The organism is Microbacterium sp. Y-01, from assembly GCF_003856715.1.
Lineage (GTDB): Bacteria > Actinomycetota > Actinomycetes > Actinomycetales > Microbacteriaceae > Microbacterium > Microbacterium algeriense.
In genome coordinates this window covers 3,087,019-3,099,455 of sequence record NZ_CP024170.1, presented here as the reverse complement: position 1 = coordinate 3,099,455, position 12,437 = coordinate 3,087,019, and the positions used below count along the sequence as shown (strand labels likewise).

Annotated in this window: 20 protein-coding genes; all 20 read left to right on the top strand. The window is 66.1% G+C overall.

The features are described 5' to 3' along the window. The first annotated feature begins 37 nt into the window (after positions 1-37). The 20 genes from CSX12_RS14880 to rplR all read left to right on the top strand — a co-directional run bounded on the left by CSX12_RS14880 (position 38) and on the right by rplR (position 12,435). Positions 38-1,849, top strand: coding sequence for a DUF4012 domain-containing protein (locus CSX12_RS14880; RefSeq protein ID WP_124896287.1), 1,812 nt, complete (start codon positions 38-40; stop codon positions 1,847-1,849). Further along, the gene (locus tag CSX12_RS14875; RefSeq protein ID WP_124896286.1) at positions 1,846-3,174 is read left to right on the top strand and encodes a hypothetical protein; all 1,329 of its coding nucleotides are present in this window, start codon (positions 1,846-1,848) and stop codon (positions 3,172-3,174) included. Before CSX12_RS14880 ends, CSX12_RS14875 begins: the two co-directional genes overlap by 4 nt. A gap of 33 nt (positions 3,175-3,207) precedes the next feature. Continuing rightward, positions 3,208-3,420 carry a hypothetical protein gene (locus CSX12_RS14870; RefSeq protein WP_124896285.1) on the top strand — a complete coding sequence of 71 codons (213 nt, stop codon included), beginning with the start codon at positions 3,208-3,210 and terminating at the stop codon, positions 3,418-3,420. Between the two features lie 873 nt (positions 3,421-4,293). Beyond that, a complete protein-coding gene (gene rpsJ / locus CSX12_RS14865; RefSeq protein ID WP_017201594.1) occupies positions 4,294-4,602 on the top strand; it encodes a 30S ribosomal protein S10 in 309 nt (102 codons plus the stop codon). Positions 4,603-4,610: 8 nt separating this feature from the next. Then, on the top strand, positions 4,611-5,270 hold the full coding sequence (rplC, locus tag CSX12_RS14860; protein WP_017201593.1) for a 50S ribosomal protein L3: 660 nt from the start codon (positions 4,611-4,613) through the stop codon (positions 5,268-5,270). Positions 5,271-5,272: 2 nt separating this feature from the next. After that, positions 5,273-5,935 carry a 50S ribosomal protein L4 gene (rplD, locus tag CSX12_RS14855; RefSeq protein ID WP_017201592.1) on the top strand — a complete coding sequence of 221 codons (663 nt, stop codon included), beginning with the start codon at positions 5,273-5,275 and terminating at the stop codon, positions 5,933-5,935. Further along, positions 5,932-6,255: a 50S ribosomal protein L23 gene (gene rplW / locus CSX12_RS14850; protein WP_017201591.1), complete on the top strand. Its 324-nt coding sequence runs from the start codon at positions 5,932-5,934 to the stop codon at positions 6,253-6,255. The genes rplD and rplW overlap by 4 nt, the downstream gene beginning before the upstream one ends. Before the next feature lie 20 nt (positions 6,256-6,275). Next, positions 6,276-7,115 (top strand): 50S ribosomal protein L2, encoded by an 840-nt coding sequence (gene rplB, locus CSX12_RS14845; RefSeq protein WP_017201590.1) that lies wholly within the window; start codon positions 6,276-6,278, stop codon positions 7,113-7,115. 12 nt (positions 7,116-7,127) lie between these two features. Beyond that, positions 7,128-7,409: a 30S ribosomal protein S19 gene (rpsS, locus tag CSX12_RS14840; protein ID WP_017201589.1), complete on the top strand. Its 282-nt coding sequence runs from the start codon at positions 7,128-7,130 to the stop codon at positions 7,407-7,409. Beyond that, positions 7,409-7,807, top strand: a complete 399-nt coding sequence (rplV, locus tag CSX12_RS14835) for a 50S ribosomal protein L22 (protein ID WP_017201588.1) — start codon at positions 7,409-7,411, stop codon at positions 7,805-7,807. Before rpsS ends, rplV begins: the two co-directional genes overlap by 1 nt. After that, positions 7,807-8,562, top strand: coding sequence for a 30S ribosomal protein S3 (gene rpsC / locus CSX12_RS14830; RefSeq protein WP_017201587.1), 756 nt, complete (start codon positions 7,807-7,809; stop codon positions 8,560-8,562). The genes rplV and rpsC overlap by 1 nt, the downstream gene beginning before the upstream one ends. Beyond that, positions 8,562-8,981: a 50S ribosomal protein L16 gene (gene rplP / locus CSX12_RS14825; protein WP_017201586.1), complete on the top strand. Its 420-nt coding sequence runs from the start codon at positions 8,562-8,564 to the stop codon at positions 8,979-8,981. The genes rpsC and rplP overlap by 1 nt, the downstream gene beginning before the upstream one ends. After that, positions 8,981-9,298, top strand: coding sequence for a 50S ribosomal protein L29 (gene rpmC, locus CSX12_RS18870; RefSeq protein WP_124896284.1), 318 nt, complete (start codon positions 8,981-8,983; stop codon positions 9,296-9,298). Before rplP ends, rpmC begins: the two co-directional genes overlap by 1 nt. Next, positions 9,298-9,630 carry a 30S ribosomal protein S17 gene (gene rpsQ / locus CSX12_RS18865; RefSeq protein ID WP_017201584.1) on the top strand — a complete coding sequence of 111 codons (333 nt, stop codon included), beginning with the start codon at positions 9,298-9,300 and terminating at the stop codon, positions 9,628-9,630. Before rpmC ends, rpsQ begins: the two co-directional genes overlap by 1 nt. Next, on the top strand, positions 9,627-9,995 hold the full coding sequence (rplN, locus tag CSX12_RS14810; protein ID WP_017201583.1) for a 50S ribosomal protein L14: 369 nt from the start codon (positions 9,627-9,629) through the stop codon (positions 9,993-9,995). The genes rpsQ and rplN overlap by 4 nt, the downstream gene beginning before the upstream one ends. A 2-nt stretch (positions 9,996-9,997) precedes the next feature. Continuing rightward, complete coding sequence (rplX, locus tag CSX12_RS14805) at positions 9,998-10,357, top strand: 50S ribosomal protein L24 (RefSeq protein WP_017201582.1); 360 nt, start codon at positions 9,998-10,000, stop codon at positions 10,355-10,357. Continuing rightward, positions 10,357-10,947, top strand: a complete 591-nt coding sequence (gene rplE / locus CSX12_RS14800) for a 50S ribosomal protein L5 (RefSeq protein ID WP_017201581.1) — start codon at positions 10,357-10,359, stop codon at positions 10,945-10,947. The genes rplX and rplE overlap by 1 nt, the downstream gene beginning before the upstream one ends. 184 nt (positions 10,948-11,131) lie before the next feature. Continuing rightward, positions 11,132-11,530, top strand: a complete 399-nt coding sequence (rpsH, locus tag CSX12_RS14795) for a 30S ribosomal protein S8 (RefSeq protein ID WP_017201580.1) — start codon at positions 11,132-11,134, stop codon at positions 11,528-11,530. Between the two features lie 6 nt (positions 11,531-11,536). Next, entirely contained in the window at positions 11,537-12,073 is a 537-nt protein-coding gene (gene rplF / locus CSX12_RS14790; RefSeq protein ID WP_124896283.1) for a 50S ribosomal protein L6, read from the top strand. Between the two features lie 2 nt (positions 12,074-12,075). Further along, positions 12,076-12,435 carry a 50S ribosomal protein L18 gene (gene rplR / locus CSX12_RS14785; RefSeq protein WP_017201578.1) on the top strand — a complete coding sequence of 120 codons (360 nt, stop codon included), beginning with the start codon at positions 12,076-12,078 and terminating at the stop codon, positions 12,433-12,435. The last annotated feature ends 2 nt before the right edge of the window (positions 12,436-12,437 follow it).

Genomic DNA, 12,437 nt, shown 5'->3' with positions numbered 1-12,437 from the left:
GCGTCGTTGCTCAGGTTCCCCTCGGTAGTATATTGCGGTGACCCGAGACTCCCGACGCGCGCGTCGAGCCCAGAACGAGCAGACGAGCCGACGGCGTCGAAGGACTCGGATCATCCTGTGGATCGTGGGCGTCGTCCTGGCGCTGCTGATCGCCGTCGCCGTCATCGCGGCCATCCTGGTGCCGAAGGCCCTGGACGCCAGAGACAAGCTCGAGGCCTCCGTGCCGCTCGCGCAGAGCATCCCTGGCCTGATCGCCTCCGGCGACACGGCCGGCGCTCAGGCAGCCGCTGAGGAGCTGACGAAGACCGCCGCCTCGGCCCACGAGCAGACGAGCGGTTTCCTCTGGGAGTCCCTGGAGTGGGTGCCGGTCGTCGGACCGAACCTGCACGGTGTGCGCATGGCGACCGGTGCGGTCGACGAGCTGGCCACGAAGGCGCTCCGTCCGGCGGCCGACATCGACATCGCGTCGCTGCGACCGACCGACGGCGGGCTCGATCTGCAGGCCATCCGCGGCATCGGCGATATCGCACACGCCGCTGACGATGCGGTGCGCAACGCGTCCGCCATGCTCGCCGACGTCGATCGTGATGCGCTGCTCGGACCTGTGGCGTCGGGTGTCGATCGCATCGAGAAGGTCCTCGGGCCGGCGGGCACCACCATCGAAGGCGCCCTTCCTCTCATCGACGCCCTCCCCGAGATCCTCGGTGAGGGTGGCCCCCGGGACGTCCTCGTGATCTTCCAGAACAACGGCGAGGTCATGTCCGGAGGCGGGACCATCGGATCGCTGGCTCAGGTGCACATCGACAACGGCGCGATCTCGATCGTCAATCAGTCCTCGGCCTCCGGGCGCGATTTCCCGAACTTCATCCCGCCCGTCGGCGGGGTGACGGATGAGGAAGCCGACCTCTACGGGAACCTGTTCGGCAGCTACGTGCAGGCGCTCACCCGCTCGCCTCGCTTCGACCGCACGTTCGACATCGCACGAGACATGTGGCGGGAGGCGAAGGGCGTCGAGGTCGACGCCGTCGTCGCGCTCGACACGGTGGCGCTGAGCTACCTCCTCGTCGCCACGGGCCCCGTCGCGATTCCCGGCGGCCCCGAGATCTCCAATGCGAACGCCGTCGCCATGCTGCTCGGCGACCTCTACAACACCTACGAGCCGGCCCAGGTCGACATGATCAACCAGGTCTTCGCCGGTCTGACGCTGCAGAAGCTGATGGGTGGCCAGGTCGACTTCGCCAAGCTCGGGTCCGTTCTCGGGCTGGCGGCGAAGGAAGGACGAATCGCGATCTGGAGCGCACGCGAGTCCGAGCAGCAGCTCATCATCGGCACGCCGCTCGACCGACGCGGACCGACCGCGACGGAGGGTGCGGAGGCGTTCGGTGTGTACTTCATCGACCGCACCCCCGGCAAGATGCAGCGCTACATGACGCAGGCGATCGACGTGAGTCAGCCGGTCTGCGCCGCGGACGGGCGCCGTCATGTCTTCGTCACGGTGACGCTGGGCAACACCGTCGACCCGTCGGTCGTGTCCGCTCTGCCGGAGTATGTGACCGGCAACGGACTGGAGACGCCGAAGGGTTCGATGCAGGTCGAAGCTCTCGCGTTCGCGCCTCCGGGGTACGCGCCGCTGAGCCAGAGGACCGACACGTCCCTCACTCGCGACGAAGTGCATCATGACAAGGAGTTCACGGTGGGGACCATGCGTCTCTACCTGGCGCCGCAGGAGACCAGGACGCTCACCTACGAGTTCGTCGCCGACTCCACGGACGCCACGAAGATCGAAGTGGACACGACTCCCGTCGTCACCCCGACCACTCTGACCGAGAACGCCGTCACCTGTCAGTGACCGCCGTGAAGGGCGATTCCGGCCCCCTCCTGCGGCGTCTGGACGCGGCAGCCGACGTCATGGCCGCCGTGATCCTGGCGTACCTGATCGTCTTGCCGGTGGGGCACAACGTCCTCCTCGTCTCGCTGCTGCTGCTGTTGGGTGTCTGGTGCGTCTGGCGGTTGCTCCGTCGTCCTCGCCGGGTGCCTCCCCTCCTGCTGGCTGCGGCGGGCTGCGCCGGCGTCGCCATGATGATCGGAGTGATCGGCGGCATCGGCAACCCGGGCTTCACCCACTCGCTCATCAGCTGGGTGGCCGCCCCCGTTCTCTTCTCGGTGTGGGCCACGCAGATCGACCAGCGCATCCTCCGCCTCTTCCTGCGTTCCGCGGCCTGGGCGACGGTCGTGCTGGCCGCGCTGGTGCTCGCGTTCTGGGCGGCCGGCGCCCTGGGGATCGATCCAGCGTGGTGGATCAGGGCGCCCTTCGACGCCGACATCTCCGGCAGCTGGCCCAACGTCATCGTCGGCATGTACGGAGCATCCTCGCTGATCGCAGTCGGGCCCCTGTGGATCGTGGGGATGTTCTTCGAAGGGAAGACGCTTCCTCCTCGAAAGCTGATGATCGCCGCCGCCGCTCTCGCGACGCTCGCCGCCGTGGTGAGCACGCGCCGAGCTGCGCTCGCCCTGGAACTGCTCGTCCCCATCCTGATCTTCCTCGCGTATGTCGCTCTCGTCGGCCGAGACTGGTTCACCCGGCGCCATGTCCGCGCACTCGGCGCGACCGCTGGCGTCGCGGCGATCGCGGCGATCGCGGTCCTCGTGACGCCGGCCGGGCAGCGCATGAGCGCCGGTGTGCTGGCTCTCGTCACCGGTCAGGGAGGCACTCCGGACGAAGACCTTCGGATCGAACAGATCGGGAGGCTGTGGACGTCGTTCCTCGAGTCCCCGGTATTCGGTCACGGCATCGGCGCCGTCATCCCGGGCTACGCGCGCAGTGAAGACAGGCCCTGGAACTTCGAGATGCAGTACAACCTGCTCCTGTTCCAGATCGGCGTCGCCGGCGTGATCCTCCTCATCGCCAGTGCGGTCCTCGTGGTGTGGGCGGCTCTGCGGGTGGTGTCACGCCGGGGCGATGCGAGGCCTGCGGTCTTCACGACGAGCGCCGGCGCTCTCGCGGTACTCGCCGCGAATGCGCTCAACCCTCTCCTTCAGGCGCCGGGGCACTTCTGGGCCGTGTTCCTGTTCGTCGGTGCGGTCGCGGCGTTCTGGCCGGTCGACGGCCACGCCGAGGAGCTGTCATCGGGGGTCATCACCCCTGGTGACGACGCGGCGCTTCGTGCAGACTAGGCACACATCGCACACCGCCTCCGAAGGGGAATCATGGGTGTCGAGGACGCCGTCAACAAGGGCAAGGACCTGTACGAGCAGAACAAGGACAAGCTCGCCGAAGCCGTCAAGAGCGAGCAGGCCGAGGACATCAGCGACAAGGTGCTGGACGGGGTCGCGGACTTCGCCAAGAAGATCGCCCCGGGCGCCGCGGACAAGATCGACGAGATCCGCGAGAGTGCCGACAAGGCTGTCGGCAACGAGTAGGACGACGAGCATCCGCTGAGAGCGGCGGTCACCCGTATCGAGGGGGACCGCCGCTTCTCTGCGTGCGGGGGAGTGCCGGGCGGCAGGCCCACGGTGTGGCGGATCCACGGATGCATCGAGTAGGATCATGTCGACCGCCTGGGGATCTTGCGGTCGGGGAAGCCGAAGGGGTTCGGTTTCCCGAAGCACGCGGTGTTCCGCGTACAAAACTGGGGAATGACGATCTTGGGGATCATCGTGCGACGCGCGCACTCTGTGCGCCTGAGCGTCTCCCTGCCTGCGCGGCGGGTCTTCTTCCGCCGCGCCCTCGGTCGAGGAGTTCGGCGTCCCTTCACGCCGAGCTGCTCGCGTTCGGTGTGCCCCCTCGCACTGAACGCCCTCCCCAAGCGGGGCGAGGCATGGGGATGCCTCGCCCCGCTCTCACCGTCGTTCTGAGCTGACCAGGAGCGGTGTCGAGGGCTCTGAGCCAAGCGCGACACGCCCGGGTTTGCGGAAGTGAAATCCGTCATGGCAGAATAGACAGGTTCGATATTCCGTCGCCGCTGTGCGTGCGCCGGATCACTGCCAGGGCAGTGCATAGACGGTACTTCCTCCGGGATGGTGCAGGGTTCTAGGCCGCGGGTAGCAGAACAACACCCCGACACCCCTCTTCATGAAGGGTTCTGCCGTGCGCGGCGGAGGGTCGGCATCCGGTCGCTTCACGGCGTCCGGCTGACATGAGAACAGTGGTGCAGCCCTTCGACAGGCTCAGGGACCGAGAGGTCGCGAGTCCGAGAAGGCGAGTGCCGAGGCGCGAACAGCGCCGACGTGCGTCCAATGCCCCAGGGCCACCCGGTCCCGGACGGTAAGACGCCTAAAGAGAGAGAGCAGACAATGGCGGGACAGAAGATCCGCATTCGCCTGAAGTCGTATGACCACGAGGTCATCGACACGTCCGCACGCAAGATCGTCGACACCGTGACCCGTGCGGGTGCGACCGTCGTCGGACCCGTGCCCCTTCCGACCGAGAAGAACGTCGTGTGCGTCATCCGGTCGCCGCACAAGTACAAGGACAGCCGCGAGCACTTCGAGATGCGCACCCACAAGCGTCTGATCGACATCGTCGACCCGACGCCCAAGGCCGTCGACTCGCTGATGCGTCTCGACCTGCCTGCCGATGTCAACATCGAGATCAAGCTCTGAGGTCCGCCATGGTTGACATCAACTCCAAGATTTCCAAGGGCATGCTCGGCACGAAGCTTGGCATGACCCAGGTCTGGAACGAGAACGGCAAGCTGGTTCCCGTCACCGTGATCGAGCTGGCGCCCAACGTGGTCACCCAGGTCCGCACGCCCGAGAAGGACGGCTACAACGCCGTGCAGATCGCGTACGGCCAGATCGACCCCCGCAAGGTGAACAAGCCGCTCTCCGCTCACTTCGAGGCAGCCGGCGTCACGCCGCGCCGTCACGTCACCGAGATCCGCACCGCGGACGCCGGCGACTACACCCTGGGCCAGGAGCTCACGGTCGACGGAACCTTCGAAGCGGGCCAGCTCGTCGACGTCGTCGGCACGAGCAAGGGCAAGGGCTTCGCCGGTGTCATGAAGCGCCACAACTTCAAGGGCGTCTCGGCATCGCACGGTTCGCACCGCAACCACCGCAAGCCCGGCTCCATCGGCGCATCGTCGACCCCGAGCCGCGTCTTCAAGGGCATGCGCATGGCCGGCCGTATGGGTGGCGAGCGCGTGACCGTCCTCAACCTCACGGTGCACGCCATCGACATCGAGAAGGGACTCATGCTCGTCAAGGGCGCCGTCCCCGGTGCTCGCGGCCGCATCGTCTACGTCCGCAACGCAGTGAAGGGTGCCTGATCATGGCTGACTCGACTCTCGCGCTCGACGTCCTCAAGGCAGACGGCAAGAAGGCTGGCTCGATCGAGCTTCCCGCCGCGCTGTTCGACGTCAAGACGAACATCCCGCTGATCCACCAGGTCGTCGTCGCGCAGCTCGCGGCGGCTCGCCAGGGCACGCACTCGACCAAGCGTCGTGGCGAGGTCTCCGGTGCCGGCCGCAAGCCCTTCAAGCAGAAGGGCACGGGTAACGCCCGTCAGGGTTCCATCCGCGCGCCGCACATGACCGGTGGTGGCATCGTCCACGGCCCGAAGCCGCGTGACTACTCGCAGCGCACCCCCAAGAAGATGATCGCCGCCGCCCTGCTGGGCGCGCTCAGCGACCGCTTCCGCGGAGACCGCCTGCACGCGATCGACACGTTCGGCACCGATGGCGCCCCTTCGACCAAGGCCGCTGCGGGCTTCCTCGCACAGGTCGCCACGTCGAAGAACGTCCTCGTGGTGATCGAGCGCGGCGACGAGCTCGCGCTCAAGAGCCTGCGCAACCTCACCAACGTGCACCTGCTGTCGTTCGACCAGCTCAACGCATACGACGTGCTCGTCTCCGACGACATCGTCTTCACCCAGGCCGCGCTCGAGGGCTTCATCGCCTCCAAGTCCGGCGCCAACCAGGAGGTCTCCGCATGAGCGAGCAGGCATCTGTTCTCCAGACAGCCCTGAACAAGGACCCGCGCGACATCATCCTGAAGCCGGTCGTGTCCGAGAAGAGCTACGGGCTCATCGATGAGGGCAAGTACACCTTCCTCGTCGACCCCCGCGCTTCGAAGACCGAGATCAAGCTCGCCATCGAGAAGATCTTCGGCGTCAAGGTCGCGTCCGTCAACACGCTCAACCGCGTCGGCAAGGCTCGTCGCACCCGCTTCGGCACCGGCAAGCGCAAGGACACCAAGCGCGCCATCGTCACCCTGAAGTCGGGCACCATCGACATCTTCACGGCAATCGGCTGATCCGGGGGATAAGGACAATCATGGCAATTCGCAAGTACAAGCCCACGACCCCGGGCCGCCGCGGCTCGTCGGTGGCTGACTTCGCCGAGATCACCCGATCGACGCCGGAGAAGTCGCTGCTGCGCCCGCTCTCGAAGACCGGTGGTCGCAACAACCAGGGACGCATCACGACCCGTCACATCGGTGGTGGCCACAAGCGCCAGTACCGTGTCATCGACTTCCGTCGCAATGACAAGGACGGCGTGAACGCCAAGGTCGCTCACATCGAGTACGACCCCAACCGCACCGCGCGCATCGCGCTGCTGCACTACTTCGACGGTGAGAAGCGCTACATCCTCGCTCCGGCGAAGCTGAAGCAGGGCGACATCGTCGAGTCGGGTGCCGGGGCTGACATCAAGCCGGGCAACAACCTCCCGCTGAAGAACATCCCCACCGGTACCGTGATCCACGCGATCGAGCTCCGCCCCGGTGGCGGCGCGAAGATGGCGCGTTCGGCCGGTGCCTCCGTCCGTCTCGTCGCCAAGGACGGCCCCTACGCCCAGCTGCGTCTGCCCTCGGGCGAGATCCGCAACGTCGATGCGCGCTGCCGCGCGACCATCGGCGAGGTCGGCAACGCCGAGCAGTCGAACATCAACTGGGGCAAGGCCGGCCGCATGCGCTGGAAGGGCGTCCGCCCGACCGTGCGTGGTGTCGCGATGAACCCGGTCGACCACCCGCACGGTGGTGGTGAGGGCAAGACGTCCGGTGGACGTCACCCCGTCTCCCCGTGGGGTCAGGCTGAGGGTCGCACCCGTCACGCCAACAAGGAAAGCGACAAGTACATCGTGCGTCGTCGTAACGCCGGCAAGAAGCGCAAGTAGGAGTAAGAGAAGATGCCTCGCAGTCTTAAGAAGGGCCCCTTCGTCGACGAGCACCTGCTTCGCAAGGTGGTCGTGCAGAACGAAGCCGGCACCAAGAACGTCATCAAGACCTGGTCCCGTCGGTCCATGATCATCCCGGCCATGCTGGGTCACACGATCGCGGTCCACGACGGACGCAAGCACATCCCTGTGTTCGTGTCCGAGACCATGGTCGGTCACAAGCTGGGCGAGTTCGCGCCCACCCGCACCTTCCGCGGCCACGAGAAGGACGACAAGAAGGGGCGGCGCCGCTAATGGTCGAATCGATCGCACGCGTGAAGCACATCCGCGTGACCCCGCAGAAGGCTCGTCGTGTCGTCGCGCTCATCAAGGGCAAGCAGGCCCAGGAGGCTCTCGCGATCCTCAAGTTCGCGCAGCAGAGCGCGAGCGAGCCGATCTACAAGCTTGTCGCGTCGGCCATGGCCAACGCGCAGGTCAAGGCGGATCGTGACGGCGAGTACCTCGACGAGCAGGACCTGTACGTGAAGAACGCGTACGTGGACGAGGGCACGACGCTCAAGCGTTTCCAGCCCCGTGCACAGGGTCGCGCTTTCCAGATCAAGAAGCGCACGAGCCACATCACGGTCGTGCTCTCGACGCCTGAGACGGCTCCGGCCGCCGCGGGCGACAGCAACAAGAAGGCGAGCAAGTAATGGGACAGAAGGTAAACCCGTACGGCTTCCGCCTCGGCATCACGACGGACCACGTCTCGCGTTGGTTCTCCGACTCGACGAAGCCGGGTCAGCGTTACGCCGACTACGTGGCCGAGGACATCAAGATCCGCAACCTGCTCAAGACGCAGCTCGACCGCGCCGGTGTCTCGAACATCGAGATCGAGCGCACCCGTGACCGCGTCCGCGTCGACATCCACACCGCCCGTCCGGGCATCGTGATCGGTCGTCGTGGAGCCGAGGCCGAGCGCATCCGCGGCGACCTCGAGAAGCTCTCGGGCAAGCAGATCCAGCTGAACATCCTCGAGGTCAAGAACCCCGAGGCCGACGCTCAGCTGGTCGCACAGGGCATCGCCGAGCAGCTCTCTGCTCGCGTGGCGTTCCGTCGTGCGATGCGCAAGGGTCTGCAGGGCGCTCAGCGCGCCGGCGCCAAGGGCATCCGCATCCAGGTCTCCGGCCGCCTCGGCGGCGCCGAGATGAGCCGCTCGGAGTTCTACCGCGAGGGTCGTGTGCCGCTGCACACGCTGCGCGCGAACATCGACTACGGCTTCTACGAGGCGAAGACCACCTTCGGCCGCATCGGCGTGAAGGTCTGGATCTACAAGGGCGACCTGACCGCGAAGGAGCTCGCTCGCGAGCAGGCCAACGCGCCCAAGGCTCGTCGTGACGACCGTGGTGGCGACCGCCGCCGTGCCCCGCGCAATGAGGCACCTGTCGCAGAAGGAGCGTCGGCATAATGCTCATCCCCCGTAAGGTCAAGTTCCGTAAGCAGCACCACCCGGGTCGCTCGGGTCAGGCCACCGGCGGCACGAAGGTCTCCTTCGGCGAGTACGGTATCCAGGCCCTCACCCCCGCTTACGTGACGAACCGTCAGATCGAGTCCGCTCGTATCGCGATGACCCGTCACATCAAGCGTGGTGGAAAGGTGTGGATCAACATCTACCCCGACCGTCCCCTCACCAAGAAGCCTGCTGAGACCCGCATGGGTTCCGGTAAGGGTTCCCCCGAGTGGTGGGTCGCCAACGTCAAGCCGGGCCGCGTCCTCTTCGAGGTCGCGGGTGTCGACGAGCAGCTCGCTCGCGAGGCCCTGACCCGAGCAATTCACAAGCTGCCGCTCAAGGCACGCATCATCAAGCGCGAGGAGGGCGACGCGTAATGGCGATCGGCACCAAGGAGCTCGCTCCGGCAGAGCTCGACACATTCGAAGACCAGCGCCTCGTCGAGGAGCTGCGCAAGGCCAAGGAGGAGCTGTTCAACCTCCGTTTCCAGTCGGCCACCGGCCAGCTGGAGAGCCACGGCCGCATCCGCGCCGTCAAGCGCGACATCGCGCGTCTCTACACGGTGATCCGCGAGCGCGAGCTGGGCATCCGTGCGACGCCCGCTCCGGTCGAGGCTCCCGCGAAGAAGGCGACCAAGTCGAAGGCGAAGAAGGCGGACTCCGCCGACGACGCCGCGAAGGAAGAGGCTGAGTGATGGCCACGAAGAAGGAAGCGACTGTGGAGACGCAGGCCGCAGGACACGAGTCGTCCGAGCACGACGTCCGCGACACCGCTGCCCGCGGCTACCGCAAGGCACGTCGCGGCTACGTCGTCAGCGACAAGATGGACAAGACCATCGTGGTCGAGGTCGAGGACCGCGTGAAGCACCCGCTTTACGGCAAGGTCATCCGCCGCACCTCGAAGGTCAAGGCGCACGATGAGGCGAACTCCGCCGGCATCGGCGACCTGGTCCTGATCAACGAGACCCGCCCGCTGAGCGCCACGAAGCGCTGGCGCCTGGTGGAGATTCTGGAGAAGGCCAAGTGATTCAGCAGGAATCCCGACTCAAGGTCGCCGACAACACCGGCGCCAAGGAGCTGCTCACCATCCGTGTCCTCGGTGGCTCGAAGCGTCGTTACGCGGGCCTCGGCGACACGATCGTCGCGACCGTCAAGGACGCGATCCCCGGTGGCAACGTGAAGAAGGGCGACGTCGTCAAGGCGGTCATCGTCCGCACCAAGAAGGAGGTCCGTCGTCCGGACGGCTCCTACATCAAGTTCGACGAGAACGCCGCAGTGATCCTGAAGAACGACGGGGAGCCCCGTGGCACCCGTATCTTCGGGCCGGTCGGTCGTGAGCTTCGCGACAAGAAGTTCATGAAGATCGTCTCGCTGGCGCCGGAGGTCATCTAATCATGGCGAAGATCAAGAAGGGTGACCTGGTTCAGGTCATCACCGGTGCGACGCAGGAGCGTGGCGGCGACCGCGGCAAGCAGGGCAAGGTCCTCGATGTCCTCGCCGACAAGAACCGCGTCATCGTCGAAGGCGTGAACTACGTCACCAAGCACACCCGCGTCGGCCAGACGCAGCGTGGCACCAAGACCGGAGGCCTCGAGACCGTCGAAGCCTCCATCCACATCTCGAACGTCGCACTCGTCGACCCCTCGACCAAGAAGCCGACCAAGGTCGGCCACCGGGTCGAGGAGCAGACGAAGGACGGCGTGAAGCGCACCGTCCGCGTGCGCTACGCGAAGAAGAGCGGTAAGGACCTCTGATGAGCACCGACACTGCCGCGCCGGCTGGCAAGATCCAGCCGCGCCTGAAGCAGAAGTACAACACCGAGATCAAGAAGGCGATGCAGGAAGAGTTCGGTTACGCGAACGTCATGCAGATCCCCGGACTGGTCAAGGTCGTCGTGAACACCGGTGTCGGCGAGGCAGCTCGCGACAGCAAGGTGATCGATGGCGCGGTCGACGACCTCACCAAGATCACCGGCCAGAAGCCGATCGTCACGAAGGCTCGCAAGTCCATCGCGCAGTTCAAGCTGCGCGAGGGTCAGGCCATCGGCGCGCACGTCACCCTCCGCGGTGACCGCGCGTGGGAGTTCGTGGATCGCCTCGTCTCGCTCGCACTGCCCCGTATCCGCGACTTCCGCGGTCTCTCGGCCAAGCAGTTCGACGGCAACGGCAACTACACCTTCGGTCTCCAGGAGCAGAGCGTGTTCCACGAGATCGATCAGGACAAGATCGACCGGGTTCGCGGTTTCGACATCACCGTCGTCACCACCGCGAAGACGGATGACGAGGGTCGGGCCCTGCTCCGCCACCTCGGCTTCCCGTTCCGCTCGGAAGACGCACAGGCGTAACCCTTCGACAGGCTCAGGGACCCATGGGTTGCTGAGTGGCCCGCTGGGCTGCTGATCGGCCCCTCTGGGTCGCTGAGCCTGTCGAAGCATCGTCTCAGAGCACGTACAATTGAAAATTGCGTGTCATCGCAGGCCGTCTGTCGTGTAACGGCAGCCGGAACCTCATGAACAAAGGAAAACAACAATGACAATGACAGACCCGGTCGCAGATCTGCTGACCCGTCTGCGCAACGCGAACTCGGCGCACCACGATTCCGTGACCCTGCCGTCGAGCAAGCTGAAGACGAACATCGCCCAGATCCTCCAGCAGGAGGGCTACATCGCCGGCTGGGAGACCACCGACGCCCGCGTCGGGAAGAACCTGACGCTGACGCTGAAGTACGGCCCGAACCGTGAGCGGTCCATCGCCGGCATCAAGCGCGTGTCCAAGCCCGGTCTCCGCGTGTACGCGAAGTCCACCGAGCTTCCCACGGTCCTCGGCGGCCTCGGCGTGGCCATCCTGTCCACCTCCTCCGGTCTCCTCACCGACCGTCAGGCAGAGCAGAAGGGCGTGGGCGGAGAAGTTCTCGCCTACGTGTGGTAATTCGAAATGTCTCGAATCGGACGACTTCCCATCGACGTTCCCGCGGGCGTGACCGTTACGGTCAACGGCCGTGAGGTCGCGGTGAAGGGCCCCAAGGGTGAGCTCACCCTCACGGTGGCCAGCCCCATCGAGGTCGCGGTCGAGGAGAACCAGGTTCTGGTCTCCCGCCCCGACGACGAGCGCGAGTCGCGGTCGCTTCACGGCCTGACCCGCACGCTCATCAACAACAACATCATCGGCGTGACCCAGGGCTACACCAAGGGTCTCGAGGTCGTCGGCACCGGTTACCGCGTGCAGCAGAAGGGCAGCTCGGTCGAGTTCGCCCTCGGCTTCTCGCACCCGGTCCTGATCGACCCGCCCGCCGGCATCACGCTCACGGTCGAGGGCACCACCAAGCTCACCGTCAGCGGGATCGACAAGCAGGCTGTCGGCGAGGCAGCTGCCAACATCCGCAAGATCCGCAAGCCCGAGCCGTACAAGGGCAAGGGTGTGCGCTACGCCGGCGAGAACGTGCGTCGCAAGGCCGGAAAGAGTGGTAAGTAACCATGGCTCTCAAGTCAAAGTCTGACGCCCGCGCGCGTCGTCACGCCCGCCTTCGCAAGAAGGTCGTCGGCACCGAGGCGCGTCCGCGTCTCGTCGTCAACCGCTCGGCCCGCCACGTCTTCGTGCAGCTGGTCGACGACAGCAAGGGTCACACCGTCGCGTCGGCTTCGACGCTCGAGACCGACCTGCGCTCGCTCGAGGGTGACAAGACCGCCAAGGCCCGCAAGGTCGGCGAGCTCCTCGCCGAGCGTGCGAAGGCTGCCGGCGTTTCCGAGGCAGTGTTCGACCGTGGCGGCAACCGCTACGCAGGTCGTGTCGCCGCCATCGCCGACGGCGCCCGCGAGGGGGGTCTGGCACTGTGAGT

Bases quoted from the DNA above. Each gene is read 5' to 3' on its own strand.
- CSX12_RS14870 (WP_124896285.1), top strand. From the start codon at position 3,208: ATGGGTGTCGAGGACGCCGTCAACAAGGGCAAGGACCTGTACGAGCAG.
- rpsH (WP_017201580.1), top strand. From the start codon at position 11,132: ATGACAATGACAGACCCGGTCGCAGATCTGCTGACCCGTCTGCGCAAC.
- rplF (WP_124896283.1), top strand. From the start codon at position 11,537: ATGTCTCGAATCGGACGACTTCCCATCGACGTTCCCGCGGGCGTGACC.
- rpsJ (WP_017201594.1), top strand. From the start codon at position 4,294: ATGGCGGGACAGAAGATCCGCATTCGCCTGAAGTCGTATGACCACGAG.
- rpsQ (WP_017201584.1), top strand. From the start codon at position 9,298: ATGGCCACGAAGAAGGAAGCGACTGTGGAGACGCAGGCCGCAGGACAC.
- rplC (WP_017201593.1), top strand. From the start codon at position 4,611: ATGGTTGACATCAACTCCAAGATTTCCAAGGGCATGCTCGGCACGAAG.
- rpmC (WP_124896284.1), top strand. From the start codon at position 8,981: ATGGCGATCGGCACCAAGGAGCTCGCTCCGGCAGAGCTCGACACATTC.
- rpsC (WP_017201587.1), top strand. From the start codon at position 7,807: ATGGGACAGAAGGTAAACCCGTACGGCTTCCGCCTCGGCATCACGACG.
- rplR (WP_017201578.1), top strand. From the start codon at position 12,076: ATGGCTCTCAAGTCAAAGTCTGACGCCCGCGCGCGTCGTCACGCCCGC.
- rplW (WP_017201591.1), top strand. From the start codon at position 5,932: ATGAGCGAGCAGGCATCTGTTCTCCAGACAGCCCTGAACAAGGACCCG.
- rplB (WP_017201590.1), top strand. From the start codon at position 6,276: ATGGCAATTCGCAAGTACAAGCCCACGACCCCGGGCCGCCGCGGCTCG.
- rplP (WP_017201586.1), top strand. From the start codon at position 8,562: ATGCTCATCCCCCGTAAGGTCAAGTTCCGTAAGCAGCACCACCCGGGT.
- rpsS (WP_017201589.1), top strand. From the start codon at position 7,128: ATGCCTCGCAGTCTTAAGAAGGGCCCCTTCGTCGACGAGCACCTGCTT.
- rplV (WP_017201588.1), top strand. From the start codon at position 7,409: ATGGTCGAATCGATCGCACGCGTGAAGCACATCCGCGTGACCCCGCAG.
- rplX (WP_017201582.1), top strand. From the start codon at position 9,998: ATGGCGAAGATCAAGAAGGGTGACCTGGTTCAGGTCATCACCGGTGCG.
- rplE (WP_017201581.1), top strand. From the start codon at position 10,357: ATGAGCACCGACACTGCCGCGCCGGCTGGCAAGATCCAGCCGCGCCTG.
- rplD (WP_017201592.1), top strand. From the start codon at position 5,273: ATGGCTGACTCGACTCTCGCGCTCGACGTCCTCAAGGCAGACGGCAAG.